A 22,459-nucleotide genomic window follows, 5' to 3' on the forward strand; every position below is an offset into this window, starting at 1 on the left:
AGCATCACACAGCATCGCCGTTCGCGTCGCCCGGCGGGACGCTGGCAGCGACCTTGCTGTTTGATCAGGCTGACAGGATCGAGCCGATCAGCTCTCGGCCGGAACCGCCTTCGGCTTGCCCTCACCGTCGAGCGCCACCATGACGAAATCGGCATGGGTCACTTTCTCCATCAGATCGGAGAGATAGCGTTGCGCCCAGGCTTCGACCTTGAGTGTCATCGAGGTGCGACCGACGCGTTCGACATGCGTATAGATGCACAGCGTGTCGCCGATCTTCATCGCCTTGGCGAACGACATTTCCTTCACCGCCGCTGTGACCACGCGGCCCTTGGCGCGCTCGGCGGCGCGGATGCCGCAGGCCAGGTCCATCTGCGCCATCACCCAGCCGCCGAAAATGTCGCCCGCAGCATTGGCGTCTGAAGGCATGGCCAGCGTGCGCAGCGTCAGATCGCCGATCGGCCGTCCCTCAGCGTACTGCACCATGCGGAAATCCCCTTGCGTTCGACAGTTCCAAGTCACGTATCGGCATGCCGTCGACGCGTCAACGCGCTCGAAATGCCGGAAGTACCGGTTAAGGCGAAGAGCGCGTCCCCGAAGCGGTCGCTTTTTTCACAGCCGATGCCGGATGGCACGGCGACTTTCGGAGCCTGCGGCGTCTAGGCTGCAGCCTGAAATTCCGGAGCCGCCCGCAGCCACCATGCAGAGTTTTGATTTCATCGTCGTCGGCTCCGGCTCGGCCGGCTCGGTTCTGGCGGAAAAACTGTCGGCTTCCGGCCGTTTCTCGGTGCTGGTGCTGGAAGCCGGCAGCACCGACCGCCGCTTCTACGTGCAGATGCCGCTCGGCTACGGCAAGACTTTTTTCGATCCAGCGGTCAACTGGAACTACAAGACCGAGCCGGATCCCGGCCTTGGCGGCAATATCGACCACTGGCCGCGCGGCAAATTGCTCGGCGGTTCGAGTTCGATCAACGCCATGGTCTGGATCCGCGGCGCACGCGAGGATTTCGATGCCTGGGCAGCCGCCGGCAATCCCGGCTGGGGTTTTGACGACCTCCTGCCCGCCTTCAAGGCGCTGGAGGACAATCAGGCCGGCGCCGACGCATGGCGCGGTGTCGGCGGGCCACTGCACATCACCGATTGCTCGAAGTCAGTCCATCCGCTGACCAGCCGTTATCTCGCAGCGGGCCAACAGGCCGGGCTGCCGCTCAACCCGGATTTCAACGGCGCAGCGCAGGAGGGTGTCGGCGTCTATCAGATCACCACCAGGAACGGCCGCCGCATGTCGGCGGCGCGGGCTTTTCTGCATCCGGCGATGAAACGAGAAAACGTCCGCGTCGAGATGAATGCGCTGGCGACCAGAATTCTGCTTGAGGGCAAACGCGCCGTCGGCATCGAATATCTGCAGAACGGCGAGACAAAGACCGCCCGCGCCGGTCGTGAAGTGATCCTTTCAGGTGGCTCGATCAATTCACCGCAGCTGCTGCAACTGTCCGGCATTGGCCCCCAGGCGCTGCTTGGCATCCTCGGCATACCCGTCATCCATGCCAACGAGAATGTCGGCGCCAACCTGCAGGACCATGTCGGCATCAACTATACTTTCAAGGGTAGGCTGCCGACGCTCAACCAGATCCTGCGCCCGTGGTGGGGCAAGCTGCTGGTCGGCATGCAATACATCCTGACCCGTTCCGGCCCGCTGTCGCTGTCGATGAACCATGCCGGCGGCTTCTTCCGTACCGATCCGGCGGCGACGCGGCCCAACATGCAGCTCTATTTCCAGGCCTTCTCGACGCTCATTCCGAAAAGCGGCGAGCGCCCGATCCTGACCCCCGATCCGTGGCCGGGCTTTTCCATCGGCCTGTCCAATTGCCGCCCATCGAGCCGCGGCGAGATCATGATCCGCTCCAGCAATCCGCGCGACTATCCCAAGATCGTCGCCAACGCCTATTCCACCAATGCGGATGTCGAAGAGATGCTGGCAGCGGTGAAGTTCGTTCGCAATATCGCTTCGATGCCTGCAATGGCCGAAATCATCGAGGAAGAGGTTCTGCCGGGTCCATCGATCAATTCGGACGCGGACTTGATCACGGATTTTCGGAAGCGCTCGGGCACCGTCTACCACCCGGTGTCGACCTGCCGCATGGGACCTGATCCCGCGCGCGCCGTCGTCGACCCGCGCTTGAAAGTGCACGGTCTCGAAGGCCTGCGCGTCATTGACGCCTCGATTTTTCCCGACAACATCACCGGCAACACCAACGCCGCCTCTATCCTCACCGGATGGAAGGGCGCCGAACTGGTCCTGGAGGATCAAAAATGAAGATCACCGACGTCAAGACCTGGGTTGTCGGCAATCCGCCGCCCGGCATCGGCGGCAAGTATTTCATCTTCGTCAAGCTCACCACCGATGGCGGCGTCGTCGGCTATGGCGAGGCCTACAACGCCACCTTCTCCGCCCATGTCACGGCGAAGATGGTCGAGGACATGGCCGAGCGCTATCTCCTGGGACGCGACCCGCACGACATCGAAAACTTCTTTCGTCGCGCCTATTCCTCCGGCTTCACCCAGCGCCCGGATGTTTCCGGCATGGGCTGTTTTTCCGCACTCGAAATGGCCTGCTGGGACATTATCGGCAAGGAAGCCAACAAACCGGTCTACAAACTGCTTGGCGGCCAGGTGCACGAGACGCTGCGCTCCTACACCTACCTCTATCCGCATACGGGCAGCGTCCATTCCGAGGATGCGCACGGCAAGAACGTCTACAACGACCCCGATCTGGCCGCAGCCTGCGCGCTCGAATATGTCGAACAGGGCTTTACCGCGGTCAAGCTCGATCCGGCCGGCCCCTACACCGCCTTCGACGGCCACCAGCCGCGCCTCGTCGACATCGACCTCTCCACGCGCATGATCAAGGCGATCCGCGAAGCGGTCGGCACAAGAGCCGACATCCTGTTCGGCACGCACGGCCAGTTCACCGCCTCTGGCGCGTTGCGCATGGCACGCGCCATCGAGCCCTATGACCCGCTGTGGTTCGAGGAGCCGGTTCCGCCTGATATGCCCGAAGTGATGGCGCAGGTTGCGCGGGGCACGTCGATACCGATCGCCACCGGCGAAAGGCTGACGACCAAGTTCGAGTTTGCCCGCGTTATCGAGAACCGCGCCGCGACCATCCTGCAGCCCGATCTCGGCCGCTCCGGCGGCATTCTCGAGACCAAGAAGATCGCCGCCATGGCCGAGGCCTACCACATCCAGGTCGCTCCGCATTGCTATTGCGGACCGATCGTCGGCGCGGCCAACATCCAGCTGGCGGTGACGCTGCCCAACTTCCTCATCCTAGAATCGTTGAAGCAGTGGGACGGTTTTCACGCGACGCTGCTGAAGACAAAGATCGAATGGCAGGACGGCAATGTCATTCCGTCGGGGGAACCCGGCCTCGGCGTCGAGCTCAACGAAGCCGTCTGCGACGCGCATCCCTTCACCGGCAAGGAACTGCATTTGCAGATGATGCAGACGCCGTTGATGCCGTGAGCACGCGCGAAAACTACGCCTTCATCGGTCTTGGCCATCTCGGCGGTAACCTTGCCGCCAGCCTGATCCGCAATGGCTTTGCCGTCACCGTCTATGACCGCGACCCCACTGCCGTCGAACGCCTGGTGGCGCTCGGTGCTACGGCTGCCAAAAGTCCGGCCGAAGCCGCCGCCCGTGCCGGTAACGCCATCACGTGCCTGCCCTCGCCCAAGATCAGCGAAGCGGTGCTGGCCGGCCCGGACGGGTTGCTCGAAGGTCTGCCCAAGGGCGGCACCTGGATCGAGATGTCGACCAACGGCCGCGACGAAATCCTGCGGCTGGCAGCCCTCGCCTCGGCCAGCGGCATCGAGACGCTAGAATGCCCGGTCACCGGTGGCGTGCATCTGGCGGCGGTCGGCAAGATCACCGCGCTGGTCGGCGGCGATGCGGCGCTCTATGCGCGCCATCGCCCGGCCATCGAGGCGATGTGCGCAAAATCGTTCCTGATGGGGTCCGTTGGCTCAGCGGCGGTGATCAAGGTCATCACCAACATGCTGGCCTTCATCCATCTCGTCGCCGCCGGCGAAGCGCTGATGCTGGCCAAACAGGGCGGGCTCGACCTCGCCCAGTCCTACCACGCCATTGTTGCTTCCTCCGGCAACAGCTTCGTCCACGAGACCGAAAGCCAACTGGTGCTGAACGGCTCCTACGACATCGGCTTCACCATGGACCTGGCGCTGAAGGACCTCGGCTTTGCGCTCGGCATGGGCAAGGATTTCAGTGTGCCGCTCGACCTGGCATCATGCGTCAACGCGATTTTTGAGCAGGGCAAGGAAGCCTATGGCGGCGGTGCCTGGTCGACCCAGATCGTCAAGCTGCTCGAAGATGCAGTTGGAACCGACCTGCGCGCGCCGGGCTTCCCGGCCAAGCTGGAAATCTGAGGCGGCTAAATTTTACCAGCGATTTCAGCGAATTGGGCAGCCGGGCGGAATCAAGCCCGCAGCTGCCTGAATCAATCTCTCAACGTCTTGAATCAATATCTGAGCGTCAGCGCCCCAGGCAGGATCTCAAAGGTGGCCGGTATCCGCCCTGGCGACTCACCGTCTATGTCGACCAGCGCGCCGTTCTTTTCCACATCGCCCAGCGGTTCGACAACCACTTTCTTGCCGCGCAGGATGGTGATCGCCGGATGGTTGCGGTGTCGGCCGCCATAGAGCAGGCGGATGTCCCAGATCAGCTTCAGCTTGCCCGCCGCGCGCAGGATGACGATGTCGAACTGGCCGTCGTCCAGCTCGGCGTCGGGCGCGATCATCATGCCGCCACCGAAGAATTTTCCGTTGGCCACCGCCACCAGCGCCATGCGCGCTTCGACCGGGACGCCGTCATCGACGGTGATCCTCACATCCTGGAAGCGGTAGCGGGCGAACTCGACCACGGTGCGCCACAGGAACAGCGCCTTGGCCGACATCTTGCCCTTGCGCTTGTCGGCGTTGACCGCGCGATCGGTGGCGCCGGACAGGCCGAGACTGGCGATGTTGATGAAGTGCCGACTGGCCAGCGCGCCATGATCGTCGATGTAGCAGATGCGCCCGGCATCGACCGTGCGAGCCTTGGCCTCGGCGATCCGCTTCAGCGTATCGTCCACCTCTTTCGGCAGGCCGAGCCCGCGGGCAAAGTCGATGCCGGTGCCGCAAGGCAAAAGGCCAAGCTCGGTCGTCCGGCCGCTTTCCTGGGAGGCCTGCAACAGCCCATCGGCCACTTCGCTGGCGGTGCCATCGCCACCCGCCGCGATCACCAGGTCGAAGCCGGTTGCCGCCAGGTCGAGCGCCAGCCGTTCGGCATCGCCCTCGGCTTGCGTCTCGCGCAGTTCGAAATCGCCAAAGTGCTTTTTCAGCGAGGCGGCGACCTCCGGCCAATGCCGTTTCAGCCGGCCGCCGCCGGCAATCGGATTGAGAATGACCCCGACCTTCAAGCACACCCTCCCCAGGGAGATCGAAGACGCTTGCGCCTCGAATCCTTTGCCGGCATTGAAGACCGCGCCGGACTGCAGAGCAAGGTCGAATGTCCCGAGCATACCACAAATGACTGGACCCGCCTGTCGGTCAGGTGCGGCCGAAAAAATCCCTTCGCTGCCGAACGTAGTCCCCGATAATCCCGCTATCCACAGGCTCGCAGCAGTATCGCAAACCACTTCCCCGGCGTACGTTGAACCCATCTCAGGCGGCTACCGATCGCCACGCCGAAAGGCAAAGCGAAAAGGCGGATTTCCTGAGGCCCGTACGGCCCGGAACGAGAGCAGGCTTGCCTGTTGGAGGGATGGATGCCGAGACCTACGGGGCCGCGGAAAGCGTGCGAACGCCAACGGCGGACCGATGCTGCCATGAAGGACGGCAAAAACCTTCGATGGCGCGCTGGGCGAAGCTCGCAAGGGTGGAGATCGGCGTGGTCTGGAACGGGCACTGCCCTCGGGTGGTGACTGGCAGGACCGTCAAAATCAAGGCCGGCAAGGCGCGATGACTTTACGGAAGTTGCTGCCGCGACCGTGTCCTGATCTGACAGGGAGGCGCTGGGAGAAATCCCGGCGCCGACTGTCTTTTGGCCATCCCCCACAACCTGTCGTGGTGCCGCTTCACCCTGCGGCAGAATCGGCTACTATCGTCGCGTCGCTTGAAGGGGGATACTTCATGACGCTGATCCAGAAGCTTGCCGATGACCTGCTGCACGCCTTCTCCGGCGTCTGGGCGGAGGCGGCGGCCTTCATGTCTCATCGCCAGGCGGTGTCCTATTTCAAGCTCGGCTCGGTCTGTCTGTTCGACGGTTTGCTCGGCCTGATCACCGGTTCGGGCTGCCTCGACGCCGGCACCGACCACTTCGCCACGGCCTGACCGGAATGTTCCTGTTCCGCTGGCTGAAGCGCATCATCAAGACGATCCTCTGGCTGATCGTCATTGTCATCCTCATCCCGATCGTCGGGTTGAGCTACGGCTTCCTGACCACGCCGTCGCTGGACACCGCACCTCTGGCGGGCATTGCCGATGGCGCGCCGCCGAAGGCGCTGGCCGACAAGGTCCGGGCCGAGCTTCCCGGCTACCAGCGGCCGGAGGAATCGACCTACCTCACCTACCCCGAATGGTCGATCGTCTACGCCGCCCGCGACTATGCCGGCTTCGTCGACAAGAACCAGCCGAGCGGCTTCCCCTACTTCGCCTATGTCGGCCGCTTCTGGCAGGACTACGCGATGATGATCCGGGCCAGCGCGAGCGACAAATTCAACTTCGACAAACATCAGATGCTGGTCGTCATCGGCACCAGCCACACGATCGAGCATGCCCTGCAATGGGCCTATGAGAACACGGTCGGCCGCATCACCGAGGCAACCGCCGGCAAGCGTACCGCCGCCGACATCTACCAGGCCAAGGTGGCGGGCGAATATGCGAGCTTTCTCGATCAGGTGCCATGGTATCAGTTTCCCTATGCCGACAAGCGTGCCGGACTGTTTGCCGTGCAGCCGGCGCCGGGCGACAGCGGCGTACGCACCAGCGAACGCAAGCTCGCCTTCGGCCTCGCCGACACGATCAAGCAAGCCTGCGCCGACCTGATCACCAAGGCACTCGCCGCCACCTCTGGCCCGGCCCTGCGCGACATCCATGTCTGGGCCAAAGGGCCGGTCGGCGAAGCGACGCACGATGAGGCCGACACCTTGCTCGAGCGCGATTTCGGCGCTGACGGCACGATCTTCGTCACCAAACGCTACCAGGTGTTCACCGAGATGATCCCGCGGCTGATCGACAAGGGCGTTTCCTTCGTCGAAATCGGCGGCAATGACGAGATCATGATCAGCGTTCTATCCGCCAGCGAGGTCGCCCCGCCGGAGGGTGCCCGCATCTTGTTCAGCTACCCGCTTCCGGCCCAACCGGAGATGCACCGCACCGGCCTGACCGTTGCCGTGCGCAAGCTGCATCTGGTGCTGCCGGCGCTGATCAAGGCCGGCGCCAAGCTCGAACACGTCTACGATTACTGAGGTTTTTCGGTCACAGCTGGCACCCTTGGGCGTCATGTCGCGCTTCGCCGCGCTCATTCCTTGATCGTGGCCAAAATCCCGCCTTGTTCCGCAGCGATGGAGAGGCTGCCGTGGGGCAATTCGAAGGGACAAGACCGTGATCAAGACCGCCCTTGTCGCCATGACCATCGTCGGCTGCGACTGCGACGCCAAGCTCTGCGAGTATATCGGCGAAACGCCGGCCAAATGGGCGACCATCGCCGACTGCCAGGCGGCGATGAAAAGCCAGATGTTGCACCAGAAAAATTTCAACTACCCGCTGGTCTCCGGCATCTGCCGCACGAAGGGCTCGTCGTCCTCCTCGCAACTGGCCGCGACCGCGTCCCGCCCGGAGTTGAAGCCTGTCAGCAAGGTCGTCAGGGTTGAAAGCCCGCTGCCGCCGGAACTGAGCCATCGGCCGAGCGTCCCCGTCGGCTCGCCGACGACGGCCATGGACGCGGCCGCTGCCCGGCCCGTCGCCTATGAACAAGTGGTCAATGGCGGAACCGGCGTGCTCTATCGCACGAAAAACGGTTACGCCGTGGTCAAGACCGACCTCGGCCGCGCCGCGTCCGCGACTGTCGGCATCGCCAAGCGGTCGGCGAACTGGCTGACGGGGCTGATGCCGGACGGGCTGTAAGCCCGACTGGACAACAGGCTCTAAAGCTTAATTTCAAGGCTCTGCCAGAATCTGTCGATCAGCGGCCCTTCGGTCTTGGCGTTTTCCTCGCCAAGGCGCGTGACCATGATGACGCCCTGATCCGACGCGCCGAAGCTGAGCACCTCATAGTCGGCGCTTTCGGTTCGCGTTTTGACCGTGGCACGGATGCCGGTCAGTTCCCTGCCATCGGCAAGCTTGCGCGTTGTCGGCTCCTGGGTGAGCGTCGCGCCCGCTTGCACCGATTCCTTAGTCATCTCCTGCAGCATCAGCTGGTTGAGCGCCACCGGGTTCATTGCCGAATATTCTTGCAGGATGACGATCGTTCCGAGCGCCGACGCCATCAGATACTGGCTGGTGTGCTCATCCAGATCGGTCTTGGTGACCTGGACGTCGCTTGGATGGACGAAGGAGAAATGGTCACCAGAAAAGGTGGCGAAGTCGTTGCGCTGGAGCGTCGCCTTGGCCTTCTTCCCATCCGGCAAGGTGACGTCGACGCTCTCGCCGGCATCGATATCGACGGCGACGCCGTCGATCGTCAGCTTGAACGCCTTGAGGTCTTCCGATCCTGCCGGGCCGCAGCAAAGCGCCACAACAGCCAGTGCCATCGCCGCTGATCTCGTTCGCATCGCCGCTCCTGTCGTCTGCTATGCCACGCCGCTCAGCGCTTTGATCGCACGGCAGAAGGTCGAGGAAAACAGCGCCATCGGATCAAATTGCCGTTTGCTGGCGAGGAACGCCGGCAATTCCGGATAGGACGCCAGCAATTCCGTGGCCGCAGAATGCAGCCGGTGGGGTTGATGAGCGTCATCCTGGTCGCCTGGCGCTGACTGGCAACATCGGCATGAAAGCGGCCGGCCCCGGACGGGACCGACCACTCCTGGGACAGGGGGCATTGTTGAAAAAGGTTCCGACAGCAGGCTGCTGCCGGCAATATCTCTACGAAGCTTTTTCGATCGACGTGACCAGCCCGGTCTTGTCGTCGACGGTCACCGCCACCTTGGCGCCGATCTTCAGTTTTTCGATCGCCGCTTCCGGCGGCAGCTGGTAGATCTTGCCGTCGTCCAGCGTGATCGACTTGGTTGTCGGATCGACCGCCTGGATGGTGCCTTGAACGGTCGCGGCATAGGCGGTGCCAACTAAGGCGAGCATGGCGGCGGTGGTCACAAGGATTTTCTTCATCGGTAGGTACTCCGTTTCAGTTTGCCGGGACCGCTGCCTCGTGGAAGCGGCAGCCACCGAACGCCCCGAAGCTGGTACGGAAAGCTACCGGCCGCAAATCACGTTGAATGAATTTTGCAAACAGAATCAGCTACTTAATTCTGACACATTGTCAGACGGTCCCGCTGATCCGGCCAATCGGGCGGTCGCCTGCTACAGCGCTTTTCCCACGAAAAGAGTCGGTTAGTCGCCCGAAACAACCGTCTTGTGACCATCACGCGCCTGCCGCATTTCGCGGCCGGCGGCATCGCGAAATGGTTCTCATAACATCGCCGAGGACACATTTTGTTTCCTGATCCGGCTAGCCCGCGTCGTCTTTCGCGCCGATCTTGCGCACCAGCGCCGCCGTCGCCAGCATAGCGCCCATGTCGGCGATCATCGGCGCGATGTGGCTGGTGTAGTCGAGCGGCACGGAAATAGCGGGCAGTTCGAAAAAATTCTTCGGCTGCGGCAAAAGCAGGAAACCGTCGCTGCCGTTGAGCGCCACCCGTGCCTGGTCCTCGGGCCATGTTTCATGCAGCCATTTCAGCGCCTGCGCCAGCCGGCCGGTCACCAGCGGCTGGGCGGCCGCGATATTGTCGGTGCGAAATTCGTAGGCAGCATCGAGCGCCGCGTCGCCGGATGACAATTCCTGCATCTTTGCTGTGAATATGCTGCGGAAGAAACCGACGACCGCATTGGCCCGCCGCGCCGCCACCAATATGCCGGGGAACGGCGCAATCGTCTCGAAGGCAACGATGACGCCTTTGAATACCGTCGACGAGCTTTTGGCCGTCCCTACGCGCAACTCTGCCTCGTAGAGTTCGAACGGAAAGTCCTCGTAGCGGCCGGACACGATGTCGTCGAAGGCCTGCCGGTTGAAGGAGCCGACCACGGCGCGCGGCAGCCGGTCGAAGGAATTCGGCGTCACGCCATGCTGATAGCGCATATCTCTGATGAAACCGAAGATGATCGGAAGCAGCGTGTCGCGAAACGATTGCTGCAGCCGCGTCGCCGGTGTGATCGCCAGGAAATAGAGCAGCAGCGCTGTGAAGAAGCAGCCGACATAGAGGAACACATGCGGTGTCGAGAACCACTGCTCGTTGGCGTCGGCGACCTTGTTGAACAGCCAGGCCACCAGCACGACAAAGACCAGCAGCGGCCCCAAAAACACCGGCACCCGCCAGCGCACCTGGCGGTAGGCCGACGCCCGTCCGGCCTCATAAGCTTCGATATTTTTCCTGATGCCAGCGATCACCGCTTCGCTCGGCATGAAATCTGCTGTTTCCATCGCCCCCTCGCAAGCCTTTGAGCAATTCCAGGAAAAGTGTGAGCGGTTTTCCGTCCGGAATCGCGTAAAAACAGAGATAGAGCGGATCGCCGTTTCCGCGAAACGGTGAAACGCTCTAGTGGCCCATGATAGCCGCTTTCGCGGGAAAGTCGTCAGCCGCCAAAGATCGTCTTCAACCGACCCTCGACCTTGCCGCGTAGCCGGCCCTGCAGCGCCGCCACCGGCACCAGCCGCTCATGATTGCCGGCGCGCAGCCGCATGAAAGGGTGCAGCCCGTAGGCGGCGATCGCGCCGCGCTTGCCGAGATCGGCACTAACGTCGACGACGAAAATGCAACCGATGCGGCCGGGCCATGGCTGGCGGGCAAAGGCGGTGCCAAGAAAATCGCCGAGCCCATAGGCGACAAGCGCTTTGCCGAGCCGCTCAACCGGCTGCACGACATGGGCGTGGTGGCCGGCGACCAGGCCAACGCCGTGGCCGGCCAGCTGCCTGGCCAGCGCCCGCGTTTCGCTGCGCGGAAAATGCCGGAACTCCCAGTCCCAATGCGGCACCGCGCAGAGCAGATCGACACCCTTTGCAGCATCGCGCTGCCATCGCGCCGGATCGCTCTGCATGGACACGCGGCCGGCAAACAAAGCCGCATCGGCATTGCGCCACAGGGTGAGGGCGGCAAAGCCGATGGTCAGCGGCCCAACCGCAAGCCGCGCGACCGGACCTTTGGCAGTGGTGCCTATGCTGCGGATGCCGAGGCGCTTGAGCGCCGCAACCGTCTCCTCGAAGCCCGCCACGCCCTGGTCGAACACATGGTTGTTGGCCAGCGACAGCACGAGTTTTTCACGCTGTATGCCGACAGCCGCCAGTGCGTCTGCAAGAAACCGCTCGGTCATCGCATGGTGCGTGCCGAGCCGCGTGCCGACTACGTCGCTTGGTCGCTCCACGACCGGACTTTCGCAATTGCCGATCACCAGATCGGCGGTACCAAGCAGCGCCACGATGGCCGGATCGCATTCGGGCACGGCACGATTGGCAACCGCCGAGATGTCGCCAACGAAGGCCAGCCGCACCGTCCGCGCCGGCGGCGGTTCGATCATGGTTGCGGCTGCCGGCGCAAAGCCACTGATATCGCCACTGAGCGAAGGCTTCAGGAAGCGCGGCAGCCACGACAGTTTATAGGAGAGCGGATAGTTCGACACGCAATGCCCAATCGTTTGCCTTGTGTAGACTGTCTGCTGGGATGGTTGAAGTGTCGACTCTTGGCCAATTGAAATACAGGCTCGCACCGCATCAGGACCGACAGGCGCAGCGCAGCAGATGCGTGTATGGTTGCTGCGGAACGGCACATCGGAGGATCAACATGAAGCGACTTTCGAGCCTGCTGGCATCAGCGTTCATTCTGCTGCTGCCGCTGTCTTCCGCCAGCGCCGCGGCGCCCGAAGCAGCGAGCGCGCTGTTCGAAGCGAAAACCGTGGCCGAGCGAAACGCCGCGCTCGCCACGCTCGAAGCCGCGGCCCCAACCGATCCAGCCTCAGCCTATGCCGCCGGCGCCGGCGAATTCTTCACCGCGCTGGAGATCCTCGCCGGTGGCCTGCACCGCCACGGTTTCGAAAGTCCGCAATCCTTCATGCTGCCGCTGATGCGGCTGCCGGTGCCGGACAATCCCAATCCCGAGCCGCTGACCTACGAGCAGTTTCGCGCCATCCTTGTCGCTTTCCGCGACCGGCTTGAAAAATCCACGGCAACGCTGGGCTCAGTGCCGGCCGATGCCGATATAGGCATGGAGATCGATCTCGCCCATGTCGGCGTAGACCTTGACGAGGATGGCAACATCACGCCGCAGGAAAGTCTCGCGGCAATCATGGCGGCACTGTCCAACAAAAGCGGCGATGCGCCCGACGCCACCCCGCTCATCTTCCGCTTCGACCGCGCCGACGGTTTCTGGCTGCAGGGCTATGCCGATTTCCTGATGGCGCAGGCGGATTTTTGGCTGGCGCATGACTTCAGGAACATGTTCGACGGCTCGTTTCACATGCTGTTTCCGCGCGCAAAACTGCCGCTGCAGGACATTCTCGTCCCGCCGGACGGCGGCATGGGCGGCAGCATCTTCTCGTCCGAATGGCGCTTCGCCGATTTCATCTCCCTGGTGCATCTGGTCAACTGGCCGGTTGTCGAGCCCGAACGCCGGCAAGCGGCGCGGCGTCATCTGCTGGAAATGATCCGGCTGTCGCGCGAAGACTGGAAATCGATCCGCGCCGAGACCGACAATGACCGCGAATGGCTGCCCGGCCCGCAGCAGAAAGGCACCAACCGGCTCACCGGCCTCGAAGTCGGCGAGGAGCAGGTCCAGGCCTGGCTCGCCACCTTGACCATGGCCGAGGATCTGCTCGAAGGCCGCACCTTGCTGCCGCATTTCCGCATCACCGGCAAAGGCATCAACATGAAGCGGTTCTTCGACGAACCGAAAACCTTCGATCTGGTGCTGTCGATCACCGGCCCGGCCATCGCCCCCTATCTCGAAAGCGGAAAGATCCTGACCAGCGAGGAATTCAACCAGATCCAGCGCCAGTTCGGCGGCAGCGGGTTTCTGACGTTTGCGCTGTGGTTCAATTGAGCGCACCGAATTCTTTTGCGATCACGAGTTTAGTGTGGCCATCCGCCAGTTGAGCGGTGACAGGATGCGGACAATGATCTTAACTTATTGAATCGATGAAATAAGGTTTTAAAACTCGCTTCTCGATCCAAAAATACGCAGTTTTGCCGCGTGGCAATGCCCTGTTGATATCGGGGATAAACTCACGAAAGTGTTCCGTTTCACAGTATCGGCGCGCCTTTTCGATTAAATGATCGTCCCAGGACGGGGACGATCCATCATGCTGTTGAACTTTGCGTTGCTTTTCGGGAAGCTTTTCCGGATCCGTACCGACAAACGCATCGTTCTGCTCGCAGTTCTGTCCTCGGTCCTGGCCGCCTGCCAGGGACCGAACGGCAGCTATCTGAGCAACGGCATCGGCTCGGAGCTGGCTTATAGCGACGGGGCGGCCGCCACCAAACTGCAGACCCAGTACTTCCGTCTCCTTTGCGAGCAGGCGGGCTACTCCGGCTGTGTCCTGCCGCTATCCGATCGCGCCGTCTGGACGATGATAGTGCGCCAGGGCATGAATGACATCGACCGGCGATGCGATGGCTATCTCGAATGGCTCGATGACAGGAAGCGCTCCAAGGCTCCGTTTCTGTCGGAGGTCAATGATCTAAGGGGCGCGACCGCCAGCGTGCTTGCCATCGTCAGCCCCGGGAGCAAGGCGATAAGCCTCGTCGGCTATGCCTTCGGACTGCTGACCGAAAGCGTCGAGAACTATCATTCCCGGCTGCTGCTCGAGGTCGAATCCTCGACGATCAACTCGATCGTGCTGCGCGCGCGCCATGATTTCAGAGAGAACACCGCCGGCACACGCTATGAAAGCCGCCCCGAAGCCGAATATGCGCTGCGCTCCTATCTGCGCCTTTGCCTGCCTTTCGCGATCGAGACCAACATCAACGACTACTCGACGCTGGGTAGCCGCGGCATCCCGGTGGATGAGGACAACACGATCAACCAGACGCCGGTCGGCTCCAGACAGGTGATCGGCGATTCCGCGGCCGGACCCGAGCGCGGATTCAACTCCGGGTCACGCGAAAAGGGCGGCGACACAACGATCAAGAACCCGATCACTGGAGCCATAACACCTTGGGAAAAGCAGCTCCAGCCCTCTGATCTCACCATGATCCAGGACTATTTGTGCGTCGAGGCCTCGAACGCCTTCGGTCCGAAGACCCGTGCCGGCATCCTGATGCTGGCGTTGAAGAAGGGCCAGCCGAGTGCCGACAATCTGCTGGACCAGAAAGAAGGTGGCAAGCTCCTCTCCGATGCAAGGCAGCAGGGCGCCTGCGCCAAATCGAAGTTCAGCAACGTATTCGAACGGCTCGTCTTCGTGACGCCCGCTGACGAAACCTCCTTTTACAAGGATCTCGTTGCCGCCCTTGGCGAAAACGATGCCGTCACCGGAAATGAAACCTTGGTGGAGGCCCGCCCTCTTCTGGTCAGGTACTATGAGAAGAACAAGAACTACATAATGGAGGGTGTCTCCACATCCGAAGTCACCCCCAGAATGTACAAGCGCATCATCAGCCAAAGGGTAGTCCAGTAACAGATCGCGGGCACGAGGGGGTTGAGGACATGTTTTTTACGACGCGACCGGGCGGCAACACGCTGCTTTTCGTCAACATTCCATCATCGCCGCCGACTGACGCGGAACTGGATACCGCCGCGATCCTGACCTCGGCTAGCCGGATCGAGGCCGAGGATCAGAACGAGCACGTCGACCCGAACGGAACCTGGTTCTTCGTCAAGGCCCGTGTCGACGGTAGCACCGTCCGGGGATGGGTGCCGGCCAAGGACCTAGATTCGGCCAGCCCGCCGACGCCCGAACCTCTGGACCCTTGGTCCTTTGTCAAGAACTGCACGCTCGCAGCCCGCGTCACCAATGCCGGACAGCTGAATACCGGCCTCGGCATCAACCGCGATTTCATGATCGCCTATGCGCTGCAGGAAACGGGAACGGCAACGGCTTCAGTGCCACAGAACATCAGCGCAAACGGGCGTTTCGGCCCCTTCGCGCTGACTGCTGAGCAATGGAAGACTTTTACCGACAGCGCTGCCAACGACAGCGGCTTCCAGGCCGACGATATCGAGACACCCGTATTCCAGTGTTACGGCTTCGCATTCCTGGTTCTGGAAGCGACGCGCGGCATAAGCACGAAATTCAGCGTCAATGACCAGGCGGCCGGCAGCGGACCTTATATACCCTCTTCGATGGAACTCTTTATCCATATCGCCATGGGCGAAGCCGTGGCATTTCAATTCATTGGCAAGATGGCTGCTGCCGCCGGCGGCGAGACCGCCCACTCCCTGCTGACCGGTGTCGCCAACAGGGACGCCATACTGGCGCGATATGGCGCCTTTTTCGGCGCCGAAGCGGACGGCGTGACCATTACCGCCCTGGAGCAGAAACTCGCCGATGCCCTCGACAAGGCCCTGAAGCGGTCCTTCACACTGGTCCGCGAACTGACTCCCGAGGACGTCATCTATTTCGTGTCGGGGACGCTGCCATGGCTGGTGACGGCGCGCGAAGAGAAGACCAAGGGGGTTGCCGAAAAAGGTATCCCGCCCAACCCGGAGGTGATGAAGTATTTCACCGCGACCGCGCTCGCACCGGCCAAGGAGATCCCCTGGTGCGGAGCCTTTGTCGCCTGGTGCCTGCGAAACTGCGGTTCCGAAGCCGCCAAGGATTCGGTTTCCATCGCCACCGCCGGCACGGCCGCCAGTTGGAAGACATGGGGCGACGTCGAAGTGCCGATCGGCGCCCATGAAGCCGATGCGGTCGCTCCGGGTACCATCGTCATCCTGCGTCCGCAGACCAGCGATGCCAGCGGTCACGTCGGCTTCTTTGTCAACCAGACGGCGATCGACATCACCTTGCTCGGCGGCAATCAGCACAACGAAGTGCGAGAAACCTCATACGGCCGCAAGGAGGTTGTGGCCATGCGCATGCTCAAGGGTTTCGATTCGGTGCCCACCTCGAACGCGGGACCCGGCACTCCCGATCCGAACTTCGGCAGCGGCACGCTAGGCCCGTTCACGAACGATGACTGGGTGCTGTATATACAGACGCTCGGCACCCGCGAATCCAACAACAACTATGGCGCCTTCAACCGCTACGGCTATATCGGCCGCTGGCAGTTCGGCGCCGGTGCCTTGATCGATGGCGGTTACGTCAAGACGGGTGCGGTCACCAGGCTGCTCAAGCAGAACCGCTGGTGGACAGGCAAGAACGGCGTCAACGGCCGCGACGACTGGCTGGCAAACAAGGGCAATTGCCAAGACTTGGAAATGATCGCCTATACGCGGCGGAACTACAAAAGCATCCTGAACGTCAAGGCGAGCCGGCCCTTTGTCGAAAACGCGTCAAAAGCGCAGTTGGCCGGTCTTCTGGCGACCACGCATCTGCTGGGTCCGGGCGGAACGCGAAAGTTCGTGCTGGGCCAGAACACCGCCGATGCCAATGGCACGACAGCGGAAAAATACTACCGCATTCTGTCCGACGCATTCGGCGGCGCGCCAAACCCGCCGAAGTCGGCGTGAGGAGCCGCGACACGTTTGCAGAGCGACACCGCTCCTGACACCCTTGTGTCAGCAGCCTGGTTTCGTCCCGAGCGGCTCGCCACTCGGCTCTTTCCATTTTGGCTGACTCTGCCCATATTCGGAACATGGCCAAATCTCCCGATAAAAAGACGCCGCCGCCGGCGGGTGACGATCGCGCTTCGCCACCCAAGCGGCGCAGCCCGCTGACCGATTTCCTCGATGCCTCTGAGCCCCTACACAAGGGCGGCTTTGCCGAGGCGCCGCAAGCCGAATTCAGCGGTGCGCCGCTGACCGGCTCGATCGCCGATTGGGCCGAGCAGATCGAACAGGACGCCGAGAAGGAGGGGCGCGCCTCCAGCAAGTCGCCGAAGGCCGCAAAAAAGATCCCTGAACGCTCCGCCGCGCCCGGCCGCTCGGCGCGCGGCACGTCCATGGGCGGTGCTGCGTCGGCCCGAGAGCGGACCGCGGCTGGCCTCAATCCGGTCGCCGGCCTCGACATTTCGCTGGAAGATGCCGAGACCATGGCCTCCGGCGGCGTCACCGCCACAGTCGCCGCGCTGTCGGCGCTGATCGAATCCGGCAATCCCCTGCACAAGGACGGCGTGCTGTGGACGCCGCATCGCCCTGCCCGTCCGGAAAAATCCGAGGGCGGCATCGCCATCAAGATGGTGTCGGATTTCGAGCCGGCCGGCGACCAGCCGACGGCGATCAAGGACCTTGTCGGGGGCGTCAACGACAACGACCGCACCCAGGTGCTGCTCGGCGTCACCGGCTCGGGCAAAACCTTCACCATGGCCAAGGTGATCGAGGAGACGCAGCGCCCTGCCCTGATCCTGGCGCCCAACAAGACGCTGGCGGCGCAGCTTTATTCCGAGTTCAAGAAATTCTTCCCGGAAAACGCCGTCGAGTATTTCGTCTCCTACTACGACTATTACCAGCCGGAAGCCTACGTCCCGCGCACCGACACCTTCATCGAGAAGGAATCCTCGATCAACGAACAGATCGATCGCATGCGCCATTCCGCGACGCGCTCGCTGCTCGAGCGCGACGACGTCATCATCGTCGCCTCGGTGTCCTGCATCTACGGTATCGGCTCGGTCGAGACCTACACGGCGATGACCTTCCAGATGCAGATCGGCGACCGGCTCGACCAGCGCGCGTTGCTCGCCGATCTCGTCGCCCAGCAATACAAGCGGCAGGACATCAATTTCGTCCGCGGCTCGTTTCGCGTGCGCGGCGACACGATCGAGATCTTTCCGGCCCACCTTGAGGATCGCGCCTGGCGCATCTCGATGTTCGGCGACGAGATCGAGCAGATCACCGAGTTCGATCCGCTGACCGGCCAGAAGACCGGCGAGCTGAAGAGCGTCAAGATCTACGCCAACTCGCACTATGTGACGCCGCGTCCGACCCTGAACCAGGCCATCAAGTCGATCAAGGAAGAGCTCAAGCACCGGCTGGTGGAGCTTGAGCGCGCCGGCCGCCTGCTGGAGGCGCAGCGGCTGGAGCAGCGCACACGCTTCGATCTGGAAATGCTGGAAGCCACCGGCTCCTGCGCCGGCATCGAGAACTATTCGCGCTATCTCACCGGCCGCCAGCCCGGCGATCCGCCGCCGACCTTGTTCGAATACATCCCCGACAATGCGCTGGTCTTCATCGACGAAAGTCACGTCACCGTGCCGCAGATCGGCGGCATGTATCGCGGCGACTTCAGGCGCAAGGCGACGCTGGCCGAATACGGCTTCCGTCTGCCGTCGTGCATGGACAACCGGCCGCTGCGCTTCGAGGAATGGGACGCCATGCGGCCGCTCTCCGTCGCCGTGTCGGCGACGCCCGGCGGCTGGGAAATGGAACAGTCCGGCGGCGTCTTTGCCGAGCAGGTCATCCGTCCCACCGGCCTGATCGACCCGCCGGTCGAGGTGCGTCCGGCCAAGAGCCAGGTCGACGACGTCGTCGGCGAAATCCGCGACACCACCAAGGCAGGCTACCGCACGCTGGTGACGGTGCTGACCAAGCGCATGGCCGAAGACCTGACCGAATATCTGCACGAGCAAGGCATTCGCGTGCGCTACATGCACTCCGACATCGACACGCTGGAGCGCATCGAGATCCTGCGCGATTTGCGCCTCGGCGCCTTCGATGTGCTGGTCGGCATCAACCTGTTGCGCGAAGGCCTCGACATTCCCGAATGCGGCTTCGTCGCCATTCTCGATGCCGACAAGGAAGGTTTCTTGCGCTCGGAGACGTCGCTGATCCAGACCATCGGCCGCGCCGCCCGCAACGTCGACGGCAAGGTCATCCTCTATGCCGACCAGATCACCGGCTCGATGGAGCGGGCGATGGCCGAAACCGGTCGCCGCCGCGAGAAGCAAATGGAATGGAACGAAGCCAACGGCATCACGCCGGAATCGGTCAAATCGCGCATCTCCGACATTTTGGATTCGGTCTACGAGAAGGACCACGTCCGCGCCGATATCTCCCAGTTCACCGACGGCGCCGGCGCCATGATGGGCAACAATCTGAAGGCCCATCTCGACGCCATGGACAAGCAGATGCGCGAGGCCGCCACCAATCTCGATTTCGAGAAGGCCGCCCGCATCCGCGACGAGATCAAGCGGTTGCGCGAGATGGAGCTGTCCATCTCCGAGGACCCGCTCGCCAAATATGCCGACATGGAAAGCCCAGTCTCGGGCCGCGAGAAGGGCAAGCACAACAAGGGCGTGGCCAAGCATCGTACATCAGAGGAGCAGGAGCGTTTCCGCAAGCTCGACGCGGCACGTGCCTCTGAAAACGCAGCCCGGCCCAATCTCTTCCGCAAGCCTGATCTCGACGAGATGGGCGCCGATGGCGCCGTGCCGGTGAAGAAGCCGCTGTTCGCCAAGCCGTCGCTCGACGCCATGGGTCCGGGCACCGACATGCCGACACCGGCCGGTGCGGTGTCGCGCTCGCTGTTCAAGAAACAGTCGGCTGAAGAGGCGCATGGCTCCGACTTCGGCATTCCGGGTGACACCACCAAGCCGCTGTTCAAGAAGAATTCTCTCGACGAGATGACCGTGCGGCGGACCGAAACGCCGATCGAAGGCGACAAGCCGGTCAAGCGCGAACGCGCCGGCATCGGCTCTTATGAAGATCCGGCCGATGCTCACCGCGAAAAGCGCCGGCCGGGCAAGACCGGGCGGCCGGGACGGTAGCGCCTCTTCCCTTCTCCCCTTGTGGGAGAAGGTGGATCGGCGCGCAGCGCCGAGACGGATGAGCAACCGTGTTTCAGATTGAAACTGGGCTCCAGGGTTTGTTGTCTCGGACCATGGCGTTGAGGGTTGTGATGAGCTTTCGCATGACGGCGACGATTGCGACCTTCGACAGCTTGCCGTTTTCGCGCAGGCGGCGGGGGAAAGTGGCAAAGACGGGATTGTGCACTCCAGCGCTGAGCGCGGCCATATAGAGGACGTTGCGGACAGGCTCTCGGCCTCCCCAGATACACCGCCTTCCCTTGAGCTTGCCGCTGTCATGGTCATAGGGAGCAAGCCCGACCAAAGCGGCGATCTGCCGGTTGGACAAGCGGCCCAGTTCGGGCAGCAGCGCAATCAGAGTGGCACTTAAGACCGGGCCGACGCTGGGCGTGGAGCGCAGCAGGCGGTCGCGATGCGCCAGGCCGTGATCGGCTGCGATCGCCTGGGCGATACGTTTGTCGAGCAGCAGGATGTCGGCATGGAGCCGGGTCGTACGCCGCTTGGCCAGGCGCTTGAGAGCAGTATCGCGTACGTGCTCAAGCTGGTTGTTGACGCGGCCGAGTTCAGCGTGGAGCTGGCGCCGTGCCGTGACCAATTCGGTCACCAGTTCCAGGCGAGGGTCGAGATCGGTCGGGTGGACCGGCAGGGTCGCCAGGAAGCGGGCGATCAGACGTGCATCGATGCGATCATTCTTGGCGTTGATGCCGGCTGCCCGTGCGAACTGGCGCAGCCGATGCGGGTTGATGCGACGCACCGGAAGGCCTTCCTGCCATAGCGCCTTGAGCGCGGCCCGTTCATAGCCGCCGCTCGCTTCGAGACCGATCGTGCCGATCGCGCTGCCTGACAGCCGCTTGATCAAGGCCGCATAACCAGCTTCGTCATTGTCGAGCGTGAACAACTCTCCTGTTTCCAGAATGGCTACGTCCAGCCGATCCTTGGCTACATCGATGCCGACATGAAGCGCAATTTGTGTCATCTTCTGATCCCTTCCTTGCTGGTGCGGGGTCGAACCCCTTGCAACCGTTCGGGCTATGGAAGATGCGGCGGAGCTCCTTGCTCATCCACGGGCTTATACCAAGGGTGTACGGGCTTCCGTCGCAGCGGGTGATCCGGTCGTGACCCGGATCACCCGCCACCCCAATTCTGCATGATTCGAGAGACACAAGGGGTGTTCCAGGGAACGCCAACGTCTCACTCCGCTGGAACACCCCTCATCCGTCGCCTTCGGCGACACCTTCTCCCACAAGGGGAGAAGGGAAGCGCTCCACCGTCAGGCCCTTGATAGTCCCGGCTTTGCAACGCATGAACAGCCCAGCTGGACCATGAGCCCACCCTTGCAAGCCGCCGGTGGAACCGATACGGCCGGTTGCGATCCTTCCGCGCAGCAAGCCCTCCCACTGATCCACGAACCATGAAATCCAGAGACATCGCCTCCTATATCTTCCTGGCCATCACCTGGGGGCTGTCCTTCCTGGTCCTGCTCAAGGTGGTGCATGCCTTTGGCTGGATCGGCGCGGTGACCTTGCGCTCGCTGATCGCCGGCACCACGCTTCTGCTGCTGGCAGCTGCGACCAGGCGCAAGCTCGATTTCAGCGCCGGCTGGCGGCCATTCGCCATGGTCGGCGCAACGACGGTTGCGGCACAGCTGATCGGCCTGTCCTATGCCACGCCGCGCATCGGCACGGCGATGGCGGCCATCCTAGTAGCGGCGATCCCGCTGTTCTCGATGATCCTTTCCCAGATTTGGGGGCTGGAGCGCATCACCGTGCGCGGGCTGGCCGGGCTGCTGCTCGGCGCCGCCGGCATCATGGTTCTGGTCGGCTTTCCCTCGGTGCCAGTGACAACATCCTTCGCACTCGGTTGCGCCGCATCCCTGCTAAGTTCCTTCTCGGCGGCATTCGGCAGCAACTACGCCAACCGCCATCTGCGCTCGGTCGGCTCGCTCGAAGTCACCAGCGCCGCCTTCCTGTTCGGCGGATTGATGACGCTGCCGCTGCTACTCGCCGTGCCGGTACCGGCGATGCCGCGCGCTGTGGACTTCCTCTATCTCGCCATTCTCGCCTGCGTGATGAGCGCAACGACCTACGTCGTCTATTTCCGGCTGGTTTCCAGCATCGGCGCCACCAGGGCGATCAGCGTCGAGTTCGCCGTGACCGTGATCGCAGTGCTGGTCGGCACGGCCATGCTCGGCGAGTCGCTGACCATCATCCAGGGCTTCGGCGCGGTGGCGATCATCTGCGGTTGCTTGCTGGTGCTGGATCCGTTCCCGCGCCGGGCGAAAGCGATCCCCTTGCCATCCGCCCAGCCTTTGGTGTAATCGCTCCGCACACTCGAACGTCTTGAAAGGAGGGCTCACGTGTTTGAT

18 protein-coding genes are annotated in these 22,459 nt (G+C 62.7%); 11 read left to right on the top strand and 7 right to left on the bottom strand.

The genetic code is table 11. From position 1 onward, the window contains the following. Window positions 1–87 precede the first annotated feature (87 nt). A complete protein-coding gene (locus tag AC1D0N_RS15755) occupies window positions 88–483 on the bottom strand; it encodes an acyl-CoA thioesterase (protein WP_477245391.1) in 396 nt (131 codons plus the stop codon). A 214-nt stretch (window positions 484–697) separates the two neighbouring features. Here AC1D0N_RS15755 and AC1D0N_RS15760 point away from each other — a divergent pair, with 214 nt between their 5' ends. Genes AC1D0N_RS15760 through AC1D0N_RS15770 form a run of 3 tightly spaced genes read left to right on the top strand, consistent with a single transcriptional unit; the run spans window position 698 to window position 4,442 of the window. Further along, on the top strand, window positions 698–2,314 hold the full coding sequence (locus AC1D0N_RS15760) for a GMC family oxidoreductase (protein WP_477245393.1): 1,617 nt from the start codon (window positions 698–700) through the stop codon (window positions 2,312–2,314). Then, a complete protein-coding gene (locus AC1D0N_RS15765; RefSeq protein WP_477245395.1) occupies window positions 2,311–3,522 on the top strand; it encodes a mandelate racemase/muconate lactonizing enzyme family protein in 1,212 nt (403 codons plus the stop codon). Before AC1D0N_RS15760 ends, AC1D0N_RS15765 begins: the two co-directional genes overlap by 4 nt. Then, window positions 3,519–4,442 carry an NAD(P)-dependent oxidoreductase gene (locus AC1D0N_RS15770; RefSeq protein ID WP_477245397.1) on the top strand — a complete coding sequence of 308 codons (924 nt, stop codon included), beginning with the start codon at window positions 3,519–3,521 and terminating at the stop codon, window positions 4,440–4,442. Before AC1D0N_RS15765 ends, AC1D0N_RS15770 begins: the two co-directional genes overlap by 4 nt. A 92-nt stretch (window positions 4,443–4,534) precedes the next feature. Here the strand turns inward: AC1D0N_RS15770 and AC1D0N_RS15775 are convergent, their stop codons facing one another. Continuing rightward, window positions 4,535–5,473: a diacylglycerol/lipid kinase family protein gene (locus tag AC1D0N_RS15775; RefSeq protein ID WP_477245399.1), complete on the bottom strand. Its 939-nt coding sequence runs from the start codon at window positions 5,471–5,473 to the stop codon at window positions 4,535–4,537. A gap of 712 nt (window positions 5,474–6,185) precedes the next feature. Between AC1D0N_RS15775 and AC1D0N_RS15780 the strand changes: the two genes are divergently transcribed. From AC1D0N_RS15780 to AC1D0N_RS15790, 3 genes are all read left to right on the top strand, one after another. Continuing rightward, window positions 6,186–6,386: a hypothetical protein gene (locus AC1D0N_RS15780; protein ID WP_477245401.1), complete on the top strand. Its 201-nt coding sequence runs from the start codon at window positions 6,186–6,188 to the stop codon at window positions 6,384–6,386. Window positions 6,387–6,391: 5 nt separating this feature from the next. Beyond that, on the top strand, window positions 6,392–7,522 hold the full coding sequence (locus tag AC1D0N_RS15785; RefSeq protein WP_477245403.1) for a hypothetical protein: 1,131 nt from the start codon (window positions 6,392–6,394) through the stop codon (window positions 7,520–7,522). Between the two features lie 136 nt (window positions 7,523–7,658). Then, the gene (locus tag AC1D0N_RS15790) at window positions 7,659–8,180 is read left to right on the top strand and encodes a hypothetical protein (protein WP_477245405.1); all 522 of its coding nucleotides are present in this window, start codon (window positions 7,659–7,661) and stop codon (window positions 8,178–8,180) included. A 20-nt stretch (window positions 8,181–8,200) separates the two neighbouring features. Here the strand turns inward: AC1D0N_RS15790 and AC1D0N_RS15795 are convergent, their stop codons facing one another. The 4 genes from AC1D0N_RS15795 to AC1D0N_RS15810 all read right to left on the bottom strand — a co-directional run bounded on the left by AC1D0N_RS15795 (window position 8,201) and on the right by AC1D0N_RS15810 (window position 11,882). Continuing rightward, the gene (locus tag AC1D0N_RS15795) at window positions 8,201–8,827 is read right to left on the bottom strand and encodes a hypothetical protein (RefSeq protein ID WP_477245407.1); all 627 of its coding nucleotides are present in this window, start codon (window positions 8,825–8,827) and stop codon (window positions 8,201–8,203) included. Window positions 8,828–9,137: 310 nt separating this feature from the next. Continuing rightward, window positions 9,138–9,380, bottom strand: a complete 243-nt coding sequence (locus tag AC1D0N_RS15800) for a DUF1344 domain-containing protein (RefSeq protein WP_477245409.1) — start codon at window positions 9,378–9,380, stop codon at window positions 9,138–9,140. Between the two features lie 340 nt (window positions 9,381–9,720). Continuing rightward, window positions 9,721–10,689, bottom strand: coding sequence for a hypothetical protein (locus AC1D0N_RS15805; RefSeq protein ID WP_477245411.1), 969 nt, complete (start codon window positions 10,687–10,689; stop codon window positions 9,721–9,723). A gap of 152 nt (window positions 10,690–10,841) precedes the next feature. Beyond that, entirely contained in the window at window positions 10,842–11,882 is a 1,041-nt protein-coding gene (locus AC1D0N_RS15810) for a CapA family protein (protein ID WP_477245413.1), read from the bottom strand. Window positions 11,883–12,043: 161 nt separating this feature from the next. On the opposite strand from AC1D0N_RS15810, the gene AC1D0N_RS15815 reads away from it, so the two are divergent. The 4 genes from AC1D0N_RS15815 to uvrB all read left to right on the top strand — a co-directional run bounded on the left by AC1D0N_RS15815 (window position 12,044) and on the right by uvrB (window position 20,055). After that, a complete protein-coding gene (locus AC1D0N_RS15815; protein WP_477245415.1) occupies window positions 12,044–13,297 on the top strand; it encodes a hypothetical protein in 1,254 nt (417 codons plus the stop codon). A 259-nt stretch (window positions 13,298–13,556) separates the two neighbouring features. Next, window positions 13,557–14,870 carry a hypothetical protein gene (locus AC1D0N_RS15820; RefSeq protein ID WP_477245417.1) on the top strand — a complete coding sequence of 438 codons (1,314 nt, stop codon included), beginning with the start codon at window positions 13,557–13,559 and terminating at the stop codon, window positions 14,868–14,870. A gap of 29 nt (window positions 14,871–14,899) precedes the next feature. Beyond that, window positions 14,900–16,864 (top strand): TIGR02594 family protein, encoded by a 1,965-nt coding sequence (locus tag AC1D0N_RS15825; RefSeq protein ID WP_477245419.1) that lies wholly within the window; start codon window positions 14,900–14,902, stop codon window positions 16,862–16,864. A gap of 125 nt (window positions 16,865–16,989) precedes the next feature. Next, on the top strand, window positions 16,990–20,055 hold the full coding sequence (gene uvrB / locus AC1D0N_RS15830) for an excinuclease ABC subunit UvrB (protein ID WP_477245421.1): 3,066 nt from the start codon (window positions 16,990–16,992) through the stop codon (window positions 20,053–20,055). 73 nt (window positions 20,056–20,128) lie between these two features. Here the strand turns inward: uvrB and AC1D0N_RS15835 are convergent, their stop codons facing one another. Further along, window positions 20,129–21,070, bottom strand: coding sequence for an IS110 family RNA-guided transposase (locus AC1D0N_RS15835; RefSeq protein ID WP_477245423.1), 942 nt, complete (start codon window positions 21,068–21,070; stop codon window positions 20,129–20,131). A gap of 435 nt (window positions 21,071–21,505) precedes the next feature. On the opposite strand from AC1D0N_RS15835, the gene AC1D0N_RS15840 reads away from it, so the two are divergent. After that, entirely contained in the window at window positions 21,506–22,411 is a 906-nt protein-coding gene (locus AC1D0N_RS15840) for a DMT family transporter (protein ID WP_477245425.1), read from the top strand. The last annotated feature ends 48 nt before the right edge of the window (window positions 22,412–22,459 follow it).

It is taken from the genome of Mesorhizobium sp. P2_E10 (genome assembly GCF_056404235.1).